We start from the raw sequence: 22782 nt of genomic DNA, 5'->3' as shown, positions 1-22782 counted from the left end.
ATGAGAAAAGATATAGTTCGGTATAGTTTGTCAATACTATGCCTGGGAGGAGTATTGGCCTGTTCGAACCCGGGCAGTGATGAAGAAGCTAGGTTCAACAAGCGTATAGTTGAGCTCGAGTCGACCTATTGGTCACATAGTGCAACGTCGCAGATCCTTTTGAACCGACTTCAAAGTCAGCAGAGTCAGGTGTTGTGGAGTACGAACTTTCATACAGCAGCACCGGTTCCGGTTGGCGCGGTAGGCCCGTCGAAATACCTGAATAAATTGAACGGCATTGTACACAACGACTCAATTGGTCGGGTTGTGAAAGAAGCCGTTGCTGACGGTGTGAACGTGATTTATGTGATCGGTGACGGCATGGGAAACATGCATATGGCACTGCCAATTTATATGCGCCGGGCTACCGGTAATCAGGAACCAACAATGTTTGAACGAATCATGCGGGAAGGTGCTTGCGGTTTCAACTATACCTGTACATCCGAGGGGATTGTGACGGGCTCGGCAGCTTCCGGCACGGCTTTGGCATGCGGTGAAAAGACACGCATGAACATGGTTGGGATGAACCGGGATGGAGAGCCGATGGAAAGTGCCATGGCTTTGGCCAAAAAGAATCACTTTAAAACAGCGGTTGTTTCTGATGCCGGCATTACCGATGCCACACCTGCAGCATTCTACGCGCATAGCCTGAATCGGGATTTGGAAAGTGACATTGCCCGACAACTGTTTGAGGGAAAAGTGGCGGATGTGGTTCTTGGTGGCGGAGGCTCGCAGTTCATTCCGGCAGGGCAGGAGGTTAGCCAGCTGTTCGATACCGATGGTGTTACGTACACTTCAGCCCGAAATGATTCACTGAACTTATTTGCGGCATTTGCTGCCGATCAGTATAACCTGTGCTTTACGAAGGAACAAATGCAAAATGCTCCGAAAGATGGGAAACTCATTGGCCTGTTTGGTGGCGGTGGTTTGCCGCCGGTAATCGACCGCGGGCCAAATAATGCTAAAGTTCCGATGGTTGAGGATATGGCGCAACAGGCTTTGGAGATGATTTCGATGGATGATCATTCTTACATGGTGATGATCGAATGTGCCCGCATCGATTGGGAAGCCCATGACAATGATTTGGGAGCTGTTTACCAGGCTGTTGAGGATATGAATCGTGTGTTGGAAACGGCTTATGCTTTCTATGCCAGAAATCCGGAAAAGACACTGCTGGTTTTCACAGCAGATCACGAAACCGGAGGATTAGAAATTGCTTACAAAAAGATGCCGAAGGAACAGGAAGATCGGGTGGAACTTCCGGCTGGAGGTACCTGGACAAATATCACCAATCCACTTTCATTTAAAGACTATCAGACTGAGTTGACTCGTCAAACCAAATCGCTTTCCGGTATTCTGACTGAATCGAAGACGGTTGAATCGCTTCAGGAAAACCTGCAGAAATACATGGGCGTTTCGATCTCGGCCGAGGATGCCGCAATGGTCTTGGAGTCACGAAATAGCTATAAACGATATAAAGATGAATAAACAGAAAACGATACAAACCTTCCTTTTTAGTTTTCTGATTGTTTTCCTGGCGCCTTTTACTGGGGTTCAGGCGAAAACGAAAAAGGCAGAAGTAAAATTGAATTTCCGGGAAGACGGCACCTATAAAATCGTTCAGTTTACAGATATCCACTGGGAGCCGGGCATGCCAGCCAATGGGCTTACCTTGCAAACCATGTCGGTGATTTTGGATAAAGAAAAACCGGATTTGGTGGTTCTGACCGGTGACATTGTAACGGCGGGTGATCCGGTTCGCGGGTGGAAGGAAGTGATTCAACCCATGGTTGACCGAAAATTAGCGTGGATTTCAACTTACGGAAACCACGATTCGGAGGGAGACACACCTCGCAGCGAAATCAACGAGATTGTTGAGAGCTTGCCTTATAACATCAACAAGGAAGTGCCCGGACTTTCGGGAGAAGGCAATTTCTCGCTTCCTGTTTACACGAAAGACCAGAGCATTGGCTCGGTTCTTTATTTTTTCGACTCTCACGCCTATTGCAGTTCGTACATGCCGGGTAGTTACAATTGGGTCAAAACGGATCAAATTGAATGGTATCGCAAGCAGTCGGATGAATATAGGAAGTTGCACAGCGATCTGCCGGTGCCATCGTACGCGTTCCTGCATATTCCGCTGATGGAATATCGGGAGGTTGCGAAAAGCTCCGAATTGCTTGGCCACAAAGGAGAAGGTGTCGCATCTCCTGAGCTTAACTCTGGTTTGTTCGCTGCTTTTGTTGAACAGCAGGATGTGATCGGCACTTTTTGTGGCCACGATCACAACAACGATTACGTTGGCGTTTACCAGGATGTGGCTTTGGCTTATGGCCGTTGCACCGGAACTTACGCGTACGGAGACTTGAGAAACGGGGCACGGGTGATCGAACTGCATGCCAATGATTTTCATTTTAAAAGCTGGATTTCAACGCCGCGCGAAGAAGATCTGTTTTTCGTCTATCCTAATGATGGTAATCAGCAAGCCTTGGAAGAAGCACCTCTGCCTGCAATTGAATTGGACAAGGCAACGCTGAAACAGGGACTGGAATATCGCTACTACGAAGGGCCGGTTGAGACCGTGAACGAAATTGAAAAATTACCACTGATTGAAACTGGTACCACAAATAATTTTTCACTGGAAAAAGCGAAGCAAAAGGATCATTTTGCCTTCAAGTTTGAAGGTTATATTGAAGTGCCGGAAACACAAACTTACCGGTTCTATCTGCTTTCAGATGATGGCGCAACCTTGTCGATTGATGATCAGCTAATCGTTGACAACGATGGCGGACACAGTGCGCGCTTGCGAAAAGGGGCCGCGAACCTTTCGAAAGGGTTTCATAAAATAACGCTACTCTATTTCGAAGATTATATGGGTGAGGAGTTGGAAGTCGGTTTGTCGAGTCTGAGAATTCGCCAAGGTGATTTGTCCGATACCATGTTGTACTACTCCCCTAAGTGATTGGATCGTGTCGGAGTCATGGGTTAGTGACTCCGCTTTTTCATTGTCGAGTGGTGGTAAGCTATTATTTTACAGTGTTTTTATGCTGAAATATTAATTCTTGATTGAACGACGGCGGAAAAATTGACGAATTTTTTGAGGATAATCGATATTCAGTAAATTAGGGTATGGAATACAGTTTTTCGTTGAAGAACACGAGATATTTGTTTGATAATTTGAGAGTGCTGATGGCGAAAGCGACCTTGTTTCGCAGCGGGGATGCTTTGGCTAAAATCGCTGCAAGCACCAACGAAGAACGTGTTGCCGCACAGTATGCGCTCAGCGAAGTGCCCCTGGCAAATTTTCTGAATGAAGATTTGATTCCCTACGAAAAAGATGAAATCACAAGGTTGATCATCGACGACCACGATAAAGAAGCGTTTGAGCCGATATCGGATCTTACCGTGGGCGAATTTCGGGATTGGCTTTTATCCGATTATGCGACAACAGCTACCCTGACCCGCTTAGGTCCCGGGTTAACCCCGGAAATGGTAGCCGCGGTTTCCAAAATAATGCGAAACCAGGACCTCATCAAGGTGGCACACAAATGTGAAGTGATCAGCCGGTTTCGAACGACGGTCGGCCTAAAAGGAACGCTTTCTGTTCGCTTGCAACCGAACAACCCGGTTGATAACAAAACCGGAATTGCAGCCAGCATTGTCGATGGTTTAATGTACGGTTGCGGTGATGCCGTTATCGGAATTAACCCGGCAACAGATAGCCCTCAAATTGTGGCAGATCTGCTCAGGATGGTCGATGATATTCGGCTTCAATACGAAATCCCAACCCAATCGTGTGTGCTCAGTCATGTCACCACAACTTTAGACATCATCCATAAAGCGCCCGTCGATTTGGTTTTTCAGTCGATTGGCGGCTCCGAATTGACCAACTCTTCCTTTGGTGTTAATTTATCGATCTTGCAGGAAGCCGAAGATGCGGCAACCAGTTTAAATCGCGGCACGGTGGGCAACCAGGTCATGTACTTTGAAACTGGCCAGGGATCGGCTCTTTCCGCGAATGCCCACTGGGGAGTCGATCAGCAAACCTGCGAAACCCGTGCCTATGCAGTGGCCCGCAAATTCAATCCTTTCCTGGTGAATACGGTTGTTGGTTTTATTGGTCCGGAGTATTTGTACGATGGTAAGCAAATTATTCGGGCGGCTTTGGAGGACCATTTTTGCGGTAAGTTGATGGGCTTGCCAATGGGTGTTGACGTGTGTTATACCAATCATACCAATGCCGACCAGGACGATATGGATAACCTGATGACTCTGCTTGGTGTTGCCGGCGTCAATTTCATTATTGGTGTTCCCGGTTCGGACGATATTATGCTGAATTACCAATCTGCTTCTTTTCATGATGCCATGTATCTGCGCAGTGTTCTGGATCGAAAGCCATCTCCTGAGTTTGAACAGTGGTTGCAGACGATGGGAATTTTTGACGGCAGAGGTAACAGGCAAATTATGAACGGCACAAATAAATTGTTGGAGAATCTTTAGTTATGGAGAAATTGCCTCTAAACGGAAAACGATCGGTTGTGCTGGAAGATTCATGGAGCGAATTGAAGGTTCACAGTAAGGCTCGGATTGCCTTGGGGCACGTTGGCGGAAGTTTGCCTTTGCGCGAAGTGCTGGCCTTTCGGTTGGCCTGCGCCGAAGCCAAAGATGCCATCTATTCGGAACTCCAAACCGACCAGCTTTGCGAGGCGATTGCATCGCTGGATGTTCCGGTATTTAAATTGTCGAGCAAAATCAGGAGCAGGGATGAGTACCTGGTTCGCCCGGATCTCGGAAGAAGACTGCGCGAGTCGGATATTGATTTGCTGCAATCGATTAAGCAGACTTGTGATATCGTTTTTGTAGTAACGGATGGTCTTTCGGCGGATGCGGTCAACAAGAGTTCAATTGAGCTTATAACGCAGATTATTCCTGTGCTCAAATCCAGGTTCGATATAGCAGTTGCCGTTGTTGAGCAGGGACGGGTTGCCATTGGTGACGAGATTGGTGAATTACTTCAAGCGCATTTTTCAGTTGTTCTTGTTGGTGAGCGCCCTGGTTTATCGGTTCCCGATAGTATGGGCATCTACACAACTTACAACCCTCGCCTGGGATTGACAGATGAAAGACGAAACTGCATATCGAATATTCATGCAAGTGGTTTGAGCGCGAAAGGCGCAGCTACCATTTTGAATTATTTAATCGAACAATCATTTGAGAAAAGAATCAGCGGTGTTGCACTGAAGATGTCGCTTGATTTACGCACCGGTAATCCGGAGGGAGAGGCGTTGAAATAGTCTTCTTTCAGAATCGCATTCGTCGCTGCAGGTGGAAGAACTTGCGGAGGCATGTAATGTTTTGTTGAAATGTCGTTTTTAAGAAATTATTGAAATGAAAAAAGTATTGTTTATTGATAGAGATGGAACGTTGATTCACGAAACACATGATGAATTAGTTGACTCGTTCGAAAAACTGGAGTTTCTGCCGAAGGTTTTTCGGAATATGCACAAGATCAAGCAGAATTTAGACTACGAGTTGGTGATTGTCACTAATCAGGATGGCTTGGGAACTCCCGTGTTCCCGGAAGAGAAATTTTGGCCGGTGCATCATTGGATGCTTCGTGCTTTCTCAAATGAAGGGGTTGATTTTGATGAAATCTTCATCGACCGGCATTATCCGGAAGACAACTCAACTACACGCAAGCCCGGAACCGGCATGCTTACAAAATATATGAATGGTGGTTACGACCTGGCAAATAGCTATGTGATTGGTGATCGGGTTACTGACATGATGCTTGCTCGAAATTTGGGAACCAAAGGGATCCTGATTAACGATGGTTCATTGAAAGGTGAAATTAATGAGAATGACCTCGACGCGTTTTGTGTTTCAATTACGAATGATTGGGACGAGATTTATAAGGTGGTCTCGCGATCCTGATCGTCAATTAGACTTGTTTTTATTGGCAAGCTGATTAAAAAACTGCCATATTTCCCAAAAGCCAGCAAATAACTTTTCGAAGGTTGCTGGCTTTTTTTATTTCCACTGATTATTGTACTCTGGTTTTTGTTTTCATGATTGAATATTGACTCCAGCTCGCTTTTACAGGCTGTCTGACAGTCAATCTGTACCATATGCACTTTCCTTATCGGGCGTGCCCGAAATTATTTATACTCTCTTGCTGTTTCGGCAAAATAGCGGCTGCCTCACTAAGGAAACGGCCGAAGCACGTTTTAATTCTCTCCTGATTCGTGAATCAGATTCGACCTCCGAAATGCACGAGTATACTTGAAAGAATATTTTGTTTAGATGCAGATCTTGTCTGTTAATAAGCAATGTTATGGTGAATATTATAAAAAGACAATTCTGATCTCTTTAATGTGTTCCGATCATTTTAAATTCTGATTACAACATAAGCTCAATAGCTCTTTTTGACTTCCTATTTTAAGAAAGAAAATCAGATGAATGTGTTTACAATAAGTAAACATTTATTTATGCTTCCCGAAATAAACCTATCGGATATAATCGCTATAATCGTTTGTTTAATGGTTAATTAATGAATGTTCAATTCGCTTGTAATTCGATAATAATTCCTTTGAGAGAGAAATTAGTAAAAAATGTTTACTAATAGTAAACTTCTACCAGGTCGCATAAACTTGGAAACTCTGACCAAAACGCAACCAGAAACCTAGGCTTTGGGGTGACCCAGCTTATTACTTTTTGCCGGAATATTTGACATGTACAATTACTAAATAACCATTCATGAAATCTCTGATGTTAAAAAAGATGACCGTTCTAGTCATGCTTATGTTTCCTTTTTTGGGAGGCGCATTTGCAGAAGAAGGACAAACGAAGAAAGTGCGTGAAGGAACGACTTTGCCCGAGTTTCATTTTTCGCACTATCAGGATCCCGATACCTCTTCGATTGATAAGGCGCTCGTATCGCCCCATTTCCTGGGAGAAGACGTTTCTGTTTTATACTACATTTTTCGCCAAACCTACGTCGCCGATAAAAATGACAAGGTCGGCGGTGGTTCCTTTCAGGAGGTTCAAAAGCCTGTCATTTACAATTCGGTTCTTCAAATTAATAAACTGCTGAAAAAGGCCGTGAAAGAAGGAACCTACACCCGCGAAGAGGCTGCCGAAGTAATGAAAGATTGTTTGCGAAAGTCGTATTCTATCTTTTTTGTCGACACCAAAGAGTTTGAAGCGCAATTGTCTGATATAGACGGACTGGAGCAGTACCTCGCTCTGTACCGGAATATTTCGTTTGAATAAACATTGACACGAACGATATGAAATTTTATTCCAAATCCTATCTGAAAACACTTCTTGTTATGACTGTCTTTCAGCTGGCTGGCACCATTAGCTCAAAGGCTCAACAGGCAGTTGTTATGGACAGCACAAGCTGGACTAACCGGAGCGGGCTCGAGAATGTATTGCAAGGTAAGGTGTCCGGCTTAAACATCAAAAGCTGGACCGGTACACCAGGCATGCAATCGATTATGAACCTGCGCGGTTTAAGCATCGACCCAACCGACGAGTCGACCATGCCCCTTGTTATGATTGATGGTGTTCCGATTATTTCGAGCCCCTCAGAGATCACCGCGATTAACCCCCTGTCGTACTTTTCGCCGGAGCAGGTTGAACGGATTGAAATCATCAAGGACATTGACCGATTGGCTGCTCTCGGCGTTCAAGCGCCTAACGGTGCTATCAATATTGTAATGAAAGCCGGAAAAACCGGACCGTTACATGTGTTGGCTTCCGGCTTTGCCGGCGTCAATTTCACGGGTGACTTCGACTATAAAAAGGATGCTTTTTATGGTTTCAACACGATGGCTCGCCGCGAAGTGTACAAGCAATCGTTACTTCACGAGCAAAACCTTTTAATTGACGGTGGCGGTAGCTACGGGTCGTATTTGTTTGGTGTAAATAGCCATCACGATGAAGGTATAATTGACGATACCAAATCCGAGCGGCAATCCTTGTTTTTGAATGCCAAATACAATATCACCGACAAATTCACGACCAAGTTTTATAATAACTTGACTTTGGCGGGGCGCGACGGCCGGTATGCCGGAGAGTATAACCGCGAGCTGGATTTACCGGTTATCGATAGCGAACGTTTTTTTATGGATAAAAAGCGGAATGTGGCGCTGTTGTCATCGCTCGATTTAAACTACCGGTTTAGCTCAGCTTTAAGCCTGAAATCGCTGGTTGGTGTGTCGTATGAAAGCGCTCGCCGCGATTTATATATTCCGTCGAACATACTGGATGGAAGCATTTTTGCTTACAGCGCCGCTTACAAACGACAGCTGATGACGATTAACACCAGCTTAAATTACCAAATAGATCTTGGAAATAGCAGCGAACTAGACATGACGATTGGTAACGAAATTCGTACGGTGGATAATCGTCTGACCTCGGTTGACGGACAGCGAAGCATGGAAGACGGCGGTTCCGATTTCGTGAAGGTCGTAACCGGTTACAATGCTTCCCAAACCGATGCTTTCTCGGAACATGTGCAGAACCGTTTGGTTTCGTACTACGGTACCTGGAATCTGAAGGCTTTTGAAGACCTGAACGCGCGTTTGGTTTTACGTGCCGACGGAAGTTCTTTGTATGATTCGAAATGGGCACTGTACCCGGCTTTGGGGATCGACTACCAGTTGAATCATTCACTCGGACTGCCGCTGAAAGTGAATTTGGCAGTTGGAAAGACCGGAGCGTTAGCTTCTGAAGAAGTCTACCAGGGCGAATTGGCCGCTTACGGCGATTATTATGGTGGCACCGAATTGGGTGTGGGAACATTGTATCGACCGTTTAAGGATGCCAAAAGCGTTGATATTACCCAGTTTGATGCTGGTTTAACCTACGAAGTAGCTCGTGCGCTTTCGGTTTCGGTTAAATATTTCAGCAAAAACTACCAGGATTTTACCTACCTGCGCTACTTGCCAAACATCAGCGGGGTAGACTATCAATATGAGACAGGCGCAGAGCTTGGCCTTTCCGGCATCGAATTCGACTTGCAGGCGAAACTGGTTAATTCCGATTCGTTTGGATGGGATCTGAACCTGAACCTGACGTCGTCGAAGAATAAAGTCATCGGTTTGCCGGATGATATTGAAAGAACCAGTTTGAGTCAATACAGTCAGCTGGAGAATGACGATGCGTTGACCTCCTTTATTGCCCTTGAAAACGGACAACCTGTTAAAATTGGCGACAGTGCTCCCGATGTTTGGGGAGGATTCGCGAATACGTTTCGCTACAAACAGCTTTCGGCCAGCGTGCTGTTTACCTATTCACTGGGAGCTGATGTCGTGGCCGAGTCGTTCGACAGCCGCTACAGCGAAGATTTGATTGGAGATGATTTTCCGGTTAAAGAAGCTGAAACACCCTACTATTTTACTGAAACGGATGACGACGGCAACGTGACCTATCAAGGCATCAAGTCGATTGAAGATGCAAGCTACCTGCGTTTGAGCAGTGCGACGGTCGCTTACGATTTTAGCTCGTTGTTCGAAAACAGCATGGTGATCTCGTCGATGAAGGTGTTTGTGCGGGGTGACAATTTGGTCACGCTAACCAAATACAGCGGCTCTAATCCGGATGAAAATATCACTGGCATTCGTCGGTATAACCTGGCCTACACAGGTACACCGCTTCCGTTGTCGGTTGTGCTAGGCTTAAAAGTTCAGTTTTAAAAACAAGCGAGATGAAAAAAACAAACTTTTCAAAAATAGTGAGCCTCGCATTTTTAGTGCTGGTATTGGCATCGTGCGATAATTACCTCACATTCGATGATCCGGATGACAAAACTGTACCCGGTGAATACTACACTTCTGCGGAGGAAATTGAACAAGGGATTATTGGTGCATATGTGGATTTGCGCCGCGCTCTTGTAACCAACCATGCATGGCTGATGTATGGAGAGGCGAGGACCGGGGAATTAACGGTTGATGTTGATTTCTACGACGATGTTGTTTCGCAGGACCTGAAGGCTGACAACTACGATTTGCAACAGGTAACCGATTGGGGTTACTTCTACGATGCGATCAACGATGCCAACGAAATGCTTGAAGTCGTTGAAAATGCTGATAGTGATATCCTTTCAACCTACCAATACAAACTGTTTAAAGGCGAAGCTTTGGCTGTGAAGTCGATGAGCTATTTCTATTTGGCGCGTATCTGGGGCAATATTCTTTCTGCAGAATCGGCCAGTTTCGGATCGGCGTTGAGTGAGACCGAAGCAGTTGAGTTAGCAGTCGGATTTGCCAGCGCCGCGCAGGATTTGCTTCCATGGAAGTTGTTGAATAGCGATGGCATTGAAAGTACGGCTTTGACTGCAGTTCGATTTAGTAAAACTTCGGCAATCACGTTGTTGGCGCAGGAGGATCTGTGGCTTGGAAATTCAGATGAAGCCTACACTGCTTTGATAGCTACTACAGCAGAGGAATTGAGCGATAGTCTTTCAACCTTCGGTTTGTCGACCGGAAACGATCGTCGGACAGATGTTGACGAAGATCCGCTGGATGGCAGCATGGTCTGGATATCGCTCACGGAACTTAACCAAATTTACCCCGAAGGAGACAGTCGTCGGGATAACATGTTTTCCATTTCGGAAGATGATGAACTGGCAACCCTAAAAGTTAGTGACGAATCTGTTTTGCCACTGTTTAGCACGGCAAATATTCAATTGATGTTGGCTGAGGCTGCCTGGAAGAATAATGATTTGGTAGAGGCAATAAGTTTCCTGCAAGCTGCTGCTGACGGAGCTACCGAGGATTATTCAGGTTTGGATGAGGACAGTTTCGCGGATGCTTTGCTTTTGGAACGTCAGCGCCTGCTGATGGGAACCGGACAGCGATTCTTCGATTTAATCCGCTTCGGAAAAGTGGCCGATGTGGTGACTGTTTTCACGACACAGGATGTCGCAAACGGCGCTGCTTACTGGCCTCTTTCGCAAGAAACGATGAGCGGTAACTCTCTGAATCAAAATATATATTGGTCAAACTAAGCTCCGGGAATTATTTCCGTGGAGTAAACAGATGACAAAACGATACAGAAAAATTAAAACAAATGAAGACAGTAATAATACGAGCTTGTTTTCTTCTTGCCCTGTTTGTGCTTCCGTTTGTTGCGGGAGCGCAAGAGCTTGTGAGCGGTAAGGTTACCGACGGCAGCGGAGAGCCGCTGATTGGAGCGACGGTGGTGAGGAAGGGAACAACGCAGGGCACAGTCACCGATGCGTTCGGGGCTTTTAAACTAAAACTTGCCCCCGGCGACGTGTTGATTTGCTCGTTCATCGGCTATCAACCGCTGGAGGTGACATATAAAAATGAACAGCCACTCATCATTAAATTGTCGGAAGATAATCAGAAGATTGACGATGTTGTTGTGGTTGGTTACGGAACCCAGATTAAGCGCGAAGTTACCGGCTCGGTTTCGAGCGTGAAGATGGATGAGATGACGGAGACTCAGGCCTCGGAATCTTTTGAGTCGATGTTGCAGGGTAAAATCGCCGGGGTTAACATCCAAATCAACTCCGGAGAGCCTGGTGCTACCCCCACGGTAATCATTCGTGGTTTGGCAGCTGTAAGTCGCGACGATGGTTCTGCTGTGTCTGATCCCTTGTATGTGGTCGATGGTGTTCCGATTATTTCGCGCACCAGCGACGATTTCGCAATCACAAGTACTAACGTGCTCGCCGACCTCGATCCGAATGATATTGAAGATATCGTTGTGTTGAAAGATGCTTCGGCCGCTGCAATTTACGGTTCACGTGCAGCAAACGGGGTAATCCTGGTGACCACGAAGAAAGGAAAAAGGGGCCGGCCGCAGATTAACTTCAACATGCGCTACGGGATCAACTTTGTTCCGCAGTTGCAGGATGTTGCCGGTGGGGTGAAGGAACGCGAGCAGGTGGCCCGTTTGTACGAGCTTTATGCTCCGTATGGCATCTACATGCCAAGTATGTACACCGATGTAACAAACCCTTTTTATAACAATTCGTCCGACTGGCAAGGTTATTTGTACAATACGTCAATCACACAGGACTACAACGGTTCGGTGCGTGGTGCAGGCGATTTTGGTCAGTATAGTGTGAGTATGGGTTATATGGATAGCAAAGGGATTTTGTTTAACACCGGTTTCAAACGCTATAACCTGATGACCAACACCAGCTTTAATGCCTTGAACAAAGCACTGGTCGTAAACAATACTTTAGCTGTGTCGCGCACCGATCAAAGTAAAAACCCCGATGCTCTATCGACCAGTTATTCATCCTTGCTGCCATTGCCGGATGATCCGATTGTAGAGGGAACAGATGTCTACGGTGTTGGTAGCGATTCGAACCTGAATGACCGGATTCGCTTCAGTTCGGATGCAACACTTAATTTTCTGAAGAGTATGGCTTATAATGTTAGTGTGAGTTTGGAATATACTCGTGCCATGCGCGACTATTACAGTGAATCTCGCCGTACGCTTTATGCTTCAAATAGCAGTGATGTGGGTGAATCGAAAAACGTCCTGCTTCAAAATACATTGACTTACACACCGATGTTGGGTGAAAATCATAATCTGCAGGTGTTGTTGGGACAGAGTGCCGAAAAAACGGAAAGTTCGGTGACTAGCGTCAGCAGTGTTTCGGATGCTCCGTCACTTTCTGAAACAGTTGATTGGCCGACGGATAACAATATCGGTACCAGTGATTATACTGCCAGCACCATCTTGTCGTACTTCAGTCGCGTAAACTATTCTTTCAAACAAAAATACATGGTTGGTGCATCCATCCGTGCTGATGGATCGTCGAAATTCGGAAAGGCCAATCGCTGGGGGATTTTCCCTTCGGTTTCGGGCGGTTGGAACTTTTCGAGTGAGAAACTCTTTTCAGGTCTCGACTGGTTAACCAGCGGTAAATTGCGTGTTAGTTACGGAATCTCCGGAACAACCTGGAATAACGACTACCTCGCTTTGGGAGTAATGGACGGAGGTTCGCTCGATATTTATAATTCTTTATTGGAGGTTTCCTACGGTGGAGTTGGCGGCTACACGCCAACCTGGTATGATGGTTTCAAAAACGAAGACCTTACCTGGGTAAAGAGTGAAATGACAAACGTTGGTTTGGATTTGTCACTTTTCGATAGCAAAGTTGAATTCATATTTGATGCCTACGAGAAGCTAACCAAGGGTCTTCTGTTGACGACTTCTTTGCCAACAACATCGGGTTACAACGAGGTGTATCGCAACGCTGCCGATGTGTTGAACCGAGGTTTGGAGTTTACCTTAAATACCAACTTGAAGCTGAGTGGTAACCTCCATTGGTCGATGGGCTTGAACTTTGCCTATAACAAAAACCGCGTGGTTGCTTTGCCCGACGGAAACGCCGACATCATTAAAACTAGTACGTCGGGAACTGATTTCGGATCGATTATTCGCGTGGGAAATCCACTGAACGGTTTCTTCTTTTATGAATCAGAAGGAATCTACCAGACCGAGAATGAAATCCCGGTTGATCCCAAAACGGGGGCTAGTCTGGTTGGTTTGCAGGATAAAGTTTTGGCTGTGGGCGACCGGAAATTTAAGGATCAGAACAACGACTACCAGATTGATGTTGACGACCGGATTTATGCCGGCGATCCAAACCCGAAATGGACGGGTGGTTGGACAAACGACTTTTCGTACAAAGGATTCAGCCTGAGTGTGGTATCAACCTTTGTGATTGGCCGCGATATTGTCAATACAGAATTGTTGGATCGTTTGAGTCTTGATAAAGATTTTGCCGGGTCGACTTCATTGCCAAATTTCGATAATTACTCCATTTGGGAAAAAAGTGGTGACAATGCGAAGTATCCGACTTTGAATCCGTGGAGTGATGTGAATCAGATTATTACGCAAGACTCAGAGTATATTGAAGACGGCTCCTATTTTAAAATCAAAACAGCTACGCTGTCCTATAACTTCAATAAAGGTCTGTTGAAACACCTGCCGTTTCAGTCGGCTCGGGTGTATTGCACGCTCGATAATGTTGTCACTTTCCAAAAGTACAGCGGTCCCGATGCGGAGTTGATCACTGTTGACGGCTTCGACGATTCGGATGGTTATCCCATGCGACGGATGCTGCTCTTCGGAGTTTCTTTAGGACTGTAATTGATCTTAAGCATGATGAAAATGAAACACAACATGAAAAACAAATTGATATTGATGGGACTGCTAACACTGGCAATTCTGACTCAAAGTTGTCAGGATTGGTTGGATGAACAGCCTATTAACACAGTAACGGAGGATCAGGCCTGGCAAAACGGAAGTGACGCGGAAGGGGCTGTTGCCGCCGGATATGCGATTTTTCGCCGGGCGCTTGCCGGTTTGACGAAAGAGGACACACCCTCTACAACGCGTAACGGTGCCTGGGGTGACCACTACTTTTGGGGTGACGCTCGTTCGGGCGATTGGATTACGCCGAATAACGACGGAGACTGGGAGGCTTGTATGGAAAACCACCTGATAGAGCGCTCTCAATTGGAGCCGATGACAAACTGGCGTCTTTTCTATCGCGTTATCGAGCAGTGTAACCTGGTGTTGGAAGAGGTTCCGAACATCACGGAGGACCTGACGGATGAGCGTAAAGCAGAACTACTGGCTGATGCCCGTTTTCTGCGTGCGATGGCTCACTTCTATGCTGCTCGAATTTGGGGAGATATTCCAATTAACTTAACACCTCGTAATGTTGAACCGCTTGGTCGCGAATCGATTGACTCGGTGATGACGCTGGTTGTTCAGGAAGCAGAAACTGCCGCAGCCGACTTGCCTTGGTCGAACGATGGAACGATTAAAGAGTCGATGTCGCGCGGAACGCGCGGCGCTGCTCTGGCGCTGGAAGCCCATGCTTACATGTGGCTGGGAGAATACCAAAAAGCATCGGATGCACTTCAAAAAATTATTGATTCCAACGTTTTTAAATTGGCGTCGGTAGACGATTTCCGCGATTTGTTTGACGAGGGGGAATCAGAAGAGGTAGTGTTTGAAATTTTTTACGACGCTGATCTGGGAGAATACTCCGGTTACTATGGTCACATTATGACTTACTATTTGACTAATCCCTACACATCCCGTTCTAATTTATCGCTGGCAGTACCGAAATCGAAAATTTTGGAGATCTATCCAGATTACGAAACCGATGGTTCTGATAAACGGGTTGCCGCATTCTTTCAAAGTATCGATTTTTCGGTGAGCAGTAGTGAATTACGGCCGATCTTTTCAGATCCGCTTCAAAATGGGGAGCGCGAAATAATGTTTGCCAAATTCCGAAAGACAAAGGATATGAGTTATAATCAAATGGATGCCCCAATCCCTGTTTTTCGCTATGGAGGCTTATTGTTGCTGAAAGCGGAAGCTGATGCTCGTTTGAATAACCTCAGCGAATGTTTGGTCAATCTGAATAAAATCAGGGCTCGTGCCGGTGTTCCTGAATATACCAAGGAGGATCAGTCGATGTTGATTGAGCAGGTTTTGGAAGAACGCCGCCGGGAGTTGATTGGGGAGTATCATCGTGTTTACGACTTGGTTCGTTTGGGGCGCTTGCATGAGTTTAACGAAAATATCTCTGCAACAGACGAGGCGCAAGGTGCTGGATTTTATCCGGTTGCTGATGAAGCCTTTGAAAATAACCCGAACATGACTCAAACTTATTACTGGCAGTTTAACCAATAGCCTTCGGGGTATTTGAGTTGAATTGGAACAACAATGAACAGTTGAAAAACGAAAAAGATTAAATATGAAATCAATCATAGGTGTCTCATTTGTAATTCTGCTCTTCGCGTTTGGCTGTAGCGATGACTATTATGCCGATGGGGGAGTACTGGATGACAACGTAGGCGAGTTGGGCGTTTCTACCATGGAGTATTTGCAAGAAAACGCAGCACAATTCGACACGCTTGTTTCTCTGATCGAGATTTGTGGTTTGGAAGACGAGGTTAACGCATCGGGAAATACATTCCTGGCTCCGCGCGATTATTCTATTCACAACTATTTCGAGCTGATTTTTGCCGATTTAGATGAATGGCCCGCGACGTTGAATGACATTGATGCAGATGAAATGGCTAAAATTTCGGTCATCCTGCAGAACTACATTCTTCCCAGCCAGGAAATCCTGCGCGAAGATTTAACGACCCAATACAGTTATGCTACGACGCTGACCGGAAACAGTGCTCGCTTCAACTTGCAGCAGGATGATTATCTGGGCAATGTGAATCAAGGGGCACAGCATATTGTGTTTTCGCTCGATGTCAGCGGCGATTCTCAATACCAGTCAGTTACGGTGGTTTCTTCAGACTTGAAGTCTACCAATGGTGTTGTCCATGTTCTGGATTCAGATACACACATTTTTGGATTCAACTAAAATGAAAGAAATGAAATTACTTAATATTCAAATCAAAAACACGGGCTTCGTTCTGGCACTGCTTGCTACGGGAATCTCGTTGTTTAGCTGCACCAGTATTCCGGAACCGGGTAGCCTTGCGCCGGATATCAATTACAAAAACCGGAAACAATATGCGATTTCCGGCATGGAGCAAACGATTGGCGATTTTGAGGTATCAACTTCAACCTTGCCGCTGACCTTCGAAATAGTGAATATCAGCGAGACCAGCGGTCAGGATGTTTCATCGCTAACTCAGTCAGTTCCCGTTGTTCGTTACACCGAACCGATCGATGGAAATGAATCGGCGGAAGAATTGGCGCTGAAAACAGATACGGTCGAGCTGCCTGCTGTGTCGGTCAATGAAAACACCGGAAAGATCGAGATTCAGCAAGGAAATGATATTCCGGCCGGTGAATACCATTTCGATATTCAGGTTTCGAATACTTCGGGAAGTAAGATTCTGGAAGATGCGATCATCATTGAATTTACCGAATATGAACTGGTATCCTGGTCGTCGGGCATGGCGCAGGAACCGGAAATAGAGCGCGTGGCCGATTCCCCCAACGAGGTGTTGTTTGTGGGCTACCTGGATGGTGTTGCTCTTCCGGGCGAACGGATTGACTTCACGAAGAACCGGGCATCGGGCTTTGCCGGAACTTTTGTGAATGATACAGAAGAAGGGGAGATCTGGAGTGTTGATTTCCCGGTGGAAGAGTCGGAAACCTACTGTACCTGGGCGGTTGAAAATACAACCGATGGTACGGAGAGTTACGATTACGAGAGCGAGAGCTTCACGTTTGTCCTGGGCCGTCCGGGTAGTTATGTAATCCGCTTATACAAGTGAACATGAAGAATTTATTGAAATACTTATATGCACTGATGTCGTTTGCAATTTTAACGCATCAGGCTTCGGTTGTTACCGCTGCCGACACGAAGATATTGGTTGTTGGCGTTGACGGGATTATTAACACGGCCATCGACTATGCTTCGACGCCGGGAATTGATAAACTGATTGACAACGCCAGTTATAACATGGCGGGTTATGGTGGCCTTCCTGCCTATTCAACCAGTGGATGGGCAACAATGCTTACCGGTGTACAGTCCGATAAACATGGAGTAACCAGTGCTGATTCCTTCACCGGAAACCAGTTCGATACTTACCCATCGGTTGTTAGTCGTATCAAATCGCTGAGTTCAGCAACTGTGATTGCTTCGGTTGTTCGTGATGCTGATATCAATACAGAGTTGAATGCCGACGCCGATTATAAGTTTAATTACGCGTCGGACGATGAGGTGCTGCAGAAATCATTGGAGTTGCTTGGGCAATCGGATTTGGATGTTGAATTCGTTCAGTTTAGCGGCCCTCAGGATGCTGGTGCGGAAGTAGGTTATCAATTGCGAAAAGCCCAGTATGTGCTGGCAGTGCAGCAAATCGACGACTATATACAGCAATTGCAGGCCGCAATTGAGAGTCGCGACAGCTATGCCGATGAGAGCTGGGCAATTTTCCTGGTGTCGACTCACGGAGGAACTGAATCCGGCGTTGCAACCAATAATAGTCTGGAAGAAATGAACGTCCCGATTATTTTGTCGGGGAGTGATTTGGATAATAAAAAATTGGACGCCGCTAGCATGGATGCCATTGCGAACGCCGATAATATTTTGAAACTCAACAAAGGGACGAGCTATACTTACGTTCGGGTTCCGATTGACGGCACCGCGCTGCAGGGAATGGATAAATTCACTATTGAATTGTGGATTAAGGCCAACACCGATAACTCGAGCGACCCTTCCATTATTGGTGATAAGGATTGGGACTCGGGTGGTAATCCGGGCTTCACAATTTGCCGCAGTGGTACTTCCTGGAAAATCAACATTGCCAACACCAAACGCGAACGCTACGATATCGGCTCCGGAAAGTCGATTGAAGATGAAACATGGCACCATTTGGCTGTCAGTTTTGATAAAACAAATGAGTGTAATGTTTACCAGGACGGCGAGTTAATGACAAGCTCCAAATTGACCTACAAGGCCACCGATGATATGACTTCACCCTATAATTACATCTGTCTAGCGCAGGATGGTACAGAAACCTACGGTGGTGGCAGTCCAAACTGGTCGGGATCGTTCAACGAAGTTCGTATTTGGACGGATGTTCTCTCGCAGGAAACGATTCAGGAATACATGTATCTGCGAAACATTGAGAGTTCGGATCATCCGAATCTTGCGTCGTTGGATCTTTACCTGAAGCTGGATGAAGTGCGCGGGACGACAATAACAGATTACAGCGGAAACGGACATGACGGCGAATTGGTTGGCTCTGCTACCGAGCGTCACCCATACTACCCAGTGAAGTTGACTGATGTTTCGGTAAACGTGCTCAGCTTGCTCGGTTTAAGCATCGACAGCAGCTGGGGATTGGAAGGAAATGCGCTGAAATCGAATGTGCCATACCGTCTGTTTAAAGTAAACTAAAAAGAGGACCGATGAGAACAATATTGAAGTTTAGAATTATCATTCCAATACTTTTCGCAACGCTGATGGTATTGAGTTCTTGTAAGGAAAATCCGATTTCAACGACTGAACTGGATGATGTTCAGCTTGTGGCAGGTCGCATTGACGGGACTTGGGGTGACCCCTCGGGTATTGAAACTCCGGATGATCTTCCAACCGAAATTTTCGGCGATATGCGCTTGGTTTTTACCACTGACAACGACGGTTATCCGGCCCGGTTCGTAGCAAAGGATTGTCCGATTGTTTTCAGTTCGTCTGCAAGTACCTGGTCAGTTTCAGGTACCGAAAGCAGTGCAACAGTCAGCTTAACGGACGTTTCGCCGGTTGACGAAATCGCGGTTGTTGTAACCGGAACTACAATGACAATTTCATTTTACATGGGGTGGGAGAACACCGAAACCGGTGAAACCGGACAGGGAGACTTTCGTGTAACGCTTACCCGCTTATAAAAACAATTTAACCAAATATGCCCGATAAATAAGATGATTATGAAAAAATCGAACTTGAAATATTGGCTTGGGGGAGTTGCCCTTGTTGGCTTAACTTCCTACAGCCTGGTGTCGTGTCAGGAGGATTACGATCATACCGTCGACGCCTCGAATCCAACGGTTGTAAGTTTCAACCCGGTTTCCGGCGTCGAAGATGTTGCCGTGAAAAGCAACTTGGTGCTCACTTTTGACGAGTACATCCAGAAAGGAGAAGGTGATATTGTGATTGCCTGTGAGGTTGATACGCAGACGATCGCTGTGACTTCCAGCGCCGTTCAAATTGGTGATGACGGTCGGGTTTTAACGATTGATCCGGAAGATTTATCAGCGAATGAAACCTATGTGGTAACACTTGAGCGCGGCTTTGTTACCGACTTGGTTGGCAACGAATTTTTAGGTTTGGGTGCTGGTCAAAGCTGGACTTTTGTGACTGCCGGCGAGAGCGGTCCAACCGTTGCTTCTTTGTCTCCGGAGGACGACAGTGAAGATGCGTCGTTGTTCGAACTGGCAGTTACCTTTAGTGCAAAAGTAGCAAAGGGCGAGGGAAATATCACGATTTACAGCGCCGGTGGTACTGTTGTTGAAGAATTTTCGGTAGCTAGTTCGTCGATAGTTGTTGACAATGAAACTGTAACGATTAGCTTGAGTGAGCCTTTTGAGTTTGCAACAGCCTATTATGTAACAATCGATGCCGGTTCATTTGTGGATGCCGACAGTAAGCCGTTTAAAGGATTTACAAACGATACATCCTGGAATTTCACAACGACTTCAGGCAGCGGTAGCGACCTGGTTGTTTACCTGCCAATGGACGCAGACTTGGCTGATGCCAGCGGTAACCACTTCGACGCCGTTTTGGGCGAGGATGCCACAGCTGAAGTAACATTTGTAACTGATGCAACGCGTGGTCAGGTGGCTATGTTTAACGCCGGCTCCTACGCTGTGCTGCCGAAACATGATTTGTTGAGACCTGCCTTGTCTCAGGATTTCAGCTTCAATATCTGGCTCAAATTGGAAGGAATTGGGTCCGACCCGGCCATCTTCTCCAATAAAGACTGGGATAGCGGCGGCAACCCTGGAGTTTTGCTGTGTACCAATGGCGCCGACTCTTATGTGCCCGGTGGCAGCGGAACCGGTTGGCAAGTAAACATTGCGGGTGATCCAAAAGCTGACGGAAACCGGATGGACTGGAAGGCCGGAAAAACAACGCCTCAGGCTCCTGCGCTTTCGGATAACGAGTGGCACATGGTTTCGGTGGTGTTCGATCAAACCAACAAACTGTTGCATGTTTATATCGATGCAGTTGAATACACGCAGCCGGAGAATACGGCCAGCTTCGACCTGAATACGTTAACAGGCCCAATCTGGGATAACACAAATGATTATCCGTTCACGATTTGGGAAGACGGTACCGGACACTACAACTCAGGAAGCGATACCCGCAAAAACCTTGAAGGTATGGTTGACGAGCTGAGGTTCTACAACAAAGCCCTGAGCGCTACGGAAATTTCAGATTTGTTCAATAACTAAAAAAGATGGTCGGCTATCAATTGCTTGATAGCCGACCACCGAATTTAAAACCAGATTTTGATGAAACGTTTTATTTATTTTTTAGCCCTGGTTGGGGTTATGGGCTCACTGGTTGTTTCGTGTAATTGTGAGTACAAACCGAAAGGTATAAAAAGAGTGGTTGTGATTGGCTTCGACGGCATGTCGGTTGGTGGAGTAATGAAAGCCAGTACGCCGAATTTTGACGAGTATAATGCCAATGGCGCTTACAGCTTCCACTGCCGGAATATTTTGCCGACTGTGAGTAGTCCGAATTGGGCAGCCATGTTAACCGGCTCGGATGCCGCGCAAACGGGCGTAACTTCGAATGCCTGGCAGGTCGACGACTACCAGTTGCCTCCGGTATTGACAACAGAAAACGGACGTTACCCGGATATTTTCTATGTTTTGAAGAAGAACAAACCCAGCCTGAAAACTGCGTCAGTTTATGATTGGGGTGATTTTGGGCGCCTGTACGATAATTCGTTTGTGGATGTGGATATTCATCCCGAAGGAGCGCTGAAAACGGCAGAAACTGCGTCGAAGGTGATTAAAGAGGATAAACCGGATTTTCTGTTTATTCATTTCGATCATGTAGACCATGCCGGGCATGCCGATGGTCATATGACTCCGGCGTATTTGAAAGCGGTTGAATTGGCCGACTCGCTGGCAGCGGTTGTTGTAAATGCAACAAAAGAGGCTGGAACTTATGACGAAACCCTTTTTATCATCACGGCCGACCATGGCGGTGTTGGCCACGGACATGGCGATATGACGGTTCAAGGAAATGAAGTTCCCTTCTTTTTGTTCGGCAATCATACAAAAAGCGGTTATGAACTGCCTGTTGAGGTTAACCTGATGGATTTGGCCGCAACAGTTGCTTATGTGTTTGATGTGCCACGCCCGCAAGCATGGATTGGTCGCCCGGTAGTTTGTGCGTTCAAAGATGCGCCCGAGCCGGATCCTGCCACGTTGGTTGGGGATTTTTTATCGGCCTACAGAAACACACCGGTGATTTTGCCTCAGGATGCCGATGGAAAGTCGGGAGGATTTTATGTTGGCGAAAAGGCGTTGGTGACGATCCTGACGGAAGGCAAAGACGGTAAGATTCGCTATACAACTGATGGATCAATTCCCACAAAAAATTCGACGGTTTACTCAGAACCGTTCGAATTGGCTAACTCAGGTACTGTTCGCGCTGCCTATTTCGGTAACGATGGTCGTCATTCAACCTACTCGGAAGCCTTTTACCGGGTTGTTGAGAAGGTTGACGAAAATACCGGTGTGAACTATAAAATCTATCAAGGTGAAAATCTCGGTAAAATTCCTGCCTTTTCGTTTCTGAAAAAAGTAGCATCGGGAAAGGCTTATGAGATTAGTACAGATCAAATTGCGGATAAGCTGGGGGAGAATGTGGCTGTGGAATTTGAGGGCTATATTACGATTGAAAAACCAGGGAAATACGAATTCTTCACTGCTTCCGATGATGGTAGTAAGCTGTTTCTGGATGGAAAAGAATTGGTGAACAACGATGGCGATCACGGTACAAAAGAAGAGTCGGGAAGTGTTCAGCTCGAAGTGGGTAAGCACAAAATTCGGGTTGAATATTTTAACGGCGGAGGAGGTGGTTTTTTGGCGACAGGTTTCCGTGGTCCGGGAATACCCAAACAAATTTTATCGCCTGAGTTTTTGAGTGTAAAATAGGAAGAAAGAACTTTTAGTAAGGTTATTTCGAGAAGTAAGTAAAGTTGTGAGATGTAAAAGGGGCCTGAATTTCAGGCC

Annotated in this window: 16 protein-coding genes; all 16 read left to right on the top strand. The window is 46.2% G+C overall.

All coding sequences use genetic code 11. From position 1 onward, the window contains the following. The 16 genes from BC643_RS16870 (at window position 1) to BC643_RS16790 (ending at window position 22704) form a co-directional block, all read left to right on the top strand. Window positions 1-1527, top strand: a complete 1527-nt coding sequence (locus tag BC643_RS16870) for an alkaline phosphatase (protein WP_120274443.1) — start codon at window positions 1-3, stop codon at window positions 1525-1527. Further along, on the top strand, window positions 1520-3001 hold the full coding sequence (locus BC643_RS16865; RefSeq protein ID WP_170154597.1) for a PA14 domain-containing protein: 1482 nt from the start codon (window positions 1520-1522) through the stop codon (window positions 2999-3001). The genes BC643_RS16870 and BC643_RS16865 overlap by 8 nt, the downstream gene beginning before the upstream one ends. 167 nt (window positions 3002-3168) lie before the next feature. Next, complete coding sequence (locus BC643_RS16860; RefSeq protein ID WP_120274441.1) at window positions 3169-4539, top strand: ethanolamine ammonia-lyase subunit EutB; 1371 nt, start codon at window positions 3169-3171, stop codon at window positions 4537-4539. A 2-nt stretch (window positions 4540-4541) separates the two neighbouring features. Continuing rightward, a complete protein-coding gene (gene eutC / locus BC643_RS16855) occupies window positions 4542-5333 on the top strand; it encodes an ethanolamine ammonia-lyase subunit EutC (RefSeq protein ID WP_120274440.1) in 792 nt (263 codons plus the stop codon). Between the two features lie 94 nt (window positions 5334-5427). Continuing rightward, the gene (gene hisB, locus BC643_RS16850) at window positions 5428-5973 is read left to right on the top strand and encodes a histidinol-phosphatase (RefSeq protein ID WP_120274439.1); all 546 of its coding nucleotides are present in this window, start codon (window positions 5428-5430) and stop codon (window positions 5971-5973) included. An 822-nt stretch (window positions 5974-6795) separates the two neighbouring features. After that, window positions 6796-7311 (top strand): hypothetical protein, encoded by a 516-nt coding sequence (locus BC643_RS16840; protein WP_120274437.1) that lies wholly within the window; start codon window positions 6796-6798, stop codon window positions 7309-7311. Between the two features lie 59 nt (window positions 7312-7370). Continuing rightward, window positions 7371-9740 carry a TonB-dependent receptor plug domain-containing protein gene (locus BC643_RS16835; protein WP_170154596.1) on the top strand — a complete coding sequence of 790 codons (2370 nt, stop codon included), beginning with the start codon at window positions 7371-7373 and terminating at the stop codon, window positions 9738-9740. An 11-nt stretch (window positions 9741-9751) separates the two neighbouring features. Then, a complete protein-coding gene (locus tag BC643_RS16830) occupies window positions 9752-11053 on the top strand; it encodes a RagB/SusD family nutrient uptake outer membrane protein (protein ID WP_120274435.1) in 1302 nt (433 codons plus the stop codon). A 62-nt stretch (window positions 11054-11115) separates the two neighbouring features. Beyond that, window positions 11116-14184, top strand: a complete 3069-nt coding sequence (locus tag BC643_RS16825) for a SusC/RagA family TonB-linked outer membrane protein (RefSeq protein ID WP_120274434.1) — start codon at window positions 11116-11118, stop codon at window positions 14182-14184. A 33-nt stretch (window positions 14185-14217) separates the two neighbouring features. Beyond that, a complete protein-coding gene (locus tag BC643_RS16820) occupies window positions 14218-15744 on the top strand; it encodes a RagB/SusD family nutrient uptake outer membrane protein (RefSeq protein ID WP_170154595.1) in 1527 nt (508 codons plus the stop codon). Window positions 15745-15808: 64 nt separating this feature from the next. Next, window positions 15809-16432, top strand: coding sequence for a fasciclin domain-containing protein (locus BC643_RS16815; protein WP_120274432.1), 624 nt, complete (start codon window positions 15809-15811; stop codon window positions 16430-16432). Between the two features lie 10 nt (window positions 16433-16442). Continuing rightward, entirely contained in the window at window positions 16443-17297 is an 855-nt protein-coding gene (locus BC643_RS16810; RefSeq protein WP_170154594.1) for a DUF5007 domain-containing protein, read from the top strand. Between the two features lie 2 nt (window positions 17298-17299). Then, window positions 17300-18928 (top strand): LamG-like jellyroll fold domain-containing protein, encoded by a 1629-nt coding sequence (locus BC643_RS16805; RefSeq protein WP_120274430.1) that lies wholly within the window; start codon window positions 17300-17302, stop codon window positions 18926-18928. A gap of 11 nt (window positions 18929-18939) precedes the next feature. Next, window positions 18940-19416, top strand: a complete 477-nt coding sequence (locus BC643_RS16800; protein WP_147377253.1) for a hypothetical protein — start codon at window positions 18940-18942, stop codon at window positions 19414-19416. Between the two features lie 39 nt (window positions 19417-19455). Then, entirely contained in the window at window positions 19456-20982 is a 1527-nt protein-coding gene (locus BC643_RS16795; RefSeq protein WP_170154593.1) for an Ig-like domain-containing protein, read from the top strand. Between the two features lie 60 nt (window positions 20983-21042). Further along, window positions 21043-22704: an alkaline phosphatase family protein gene (locus BC643_RS16790; protein ID WP_120274427.1), complete on the top strand. Its 1662-nt coding sequence runs from the start codon at window positions 21043-21045 to the stop codon at window positions 22702-22704. Window positions 22705-22782: the final 78 nt, after the last annotated feature.

Source organism: Mangrovibacterium diazotrophicum, assembly GCF_003610535.1.
Classification (GTDB): domain Bacteria; phylum Bacteroidota; class Bacteroidia; order Bacteroidales; family Prolixibacteraceae; genus Mangrovibacterium; species Mangrovibacterium diazotrophicum.
Note: the sequence above shows the minus strand (reverse complement) of the source record. Positions and strands in the feature narration are given on the sequence as shown.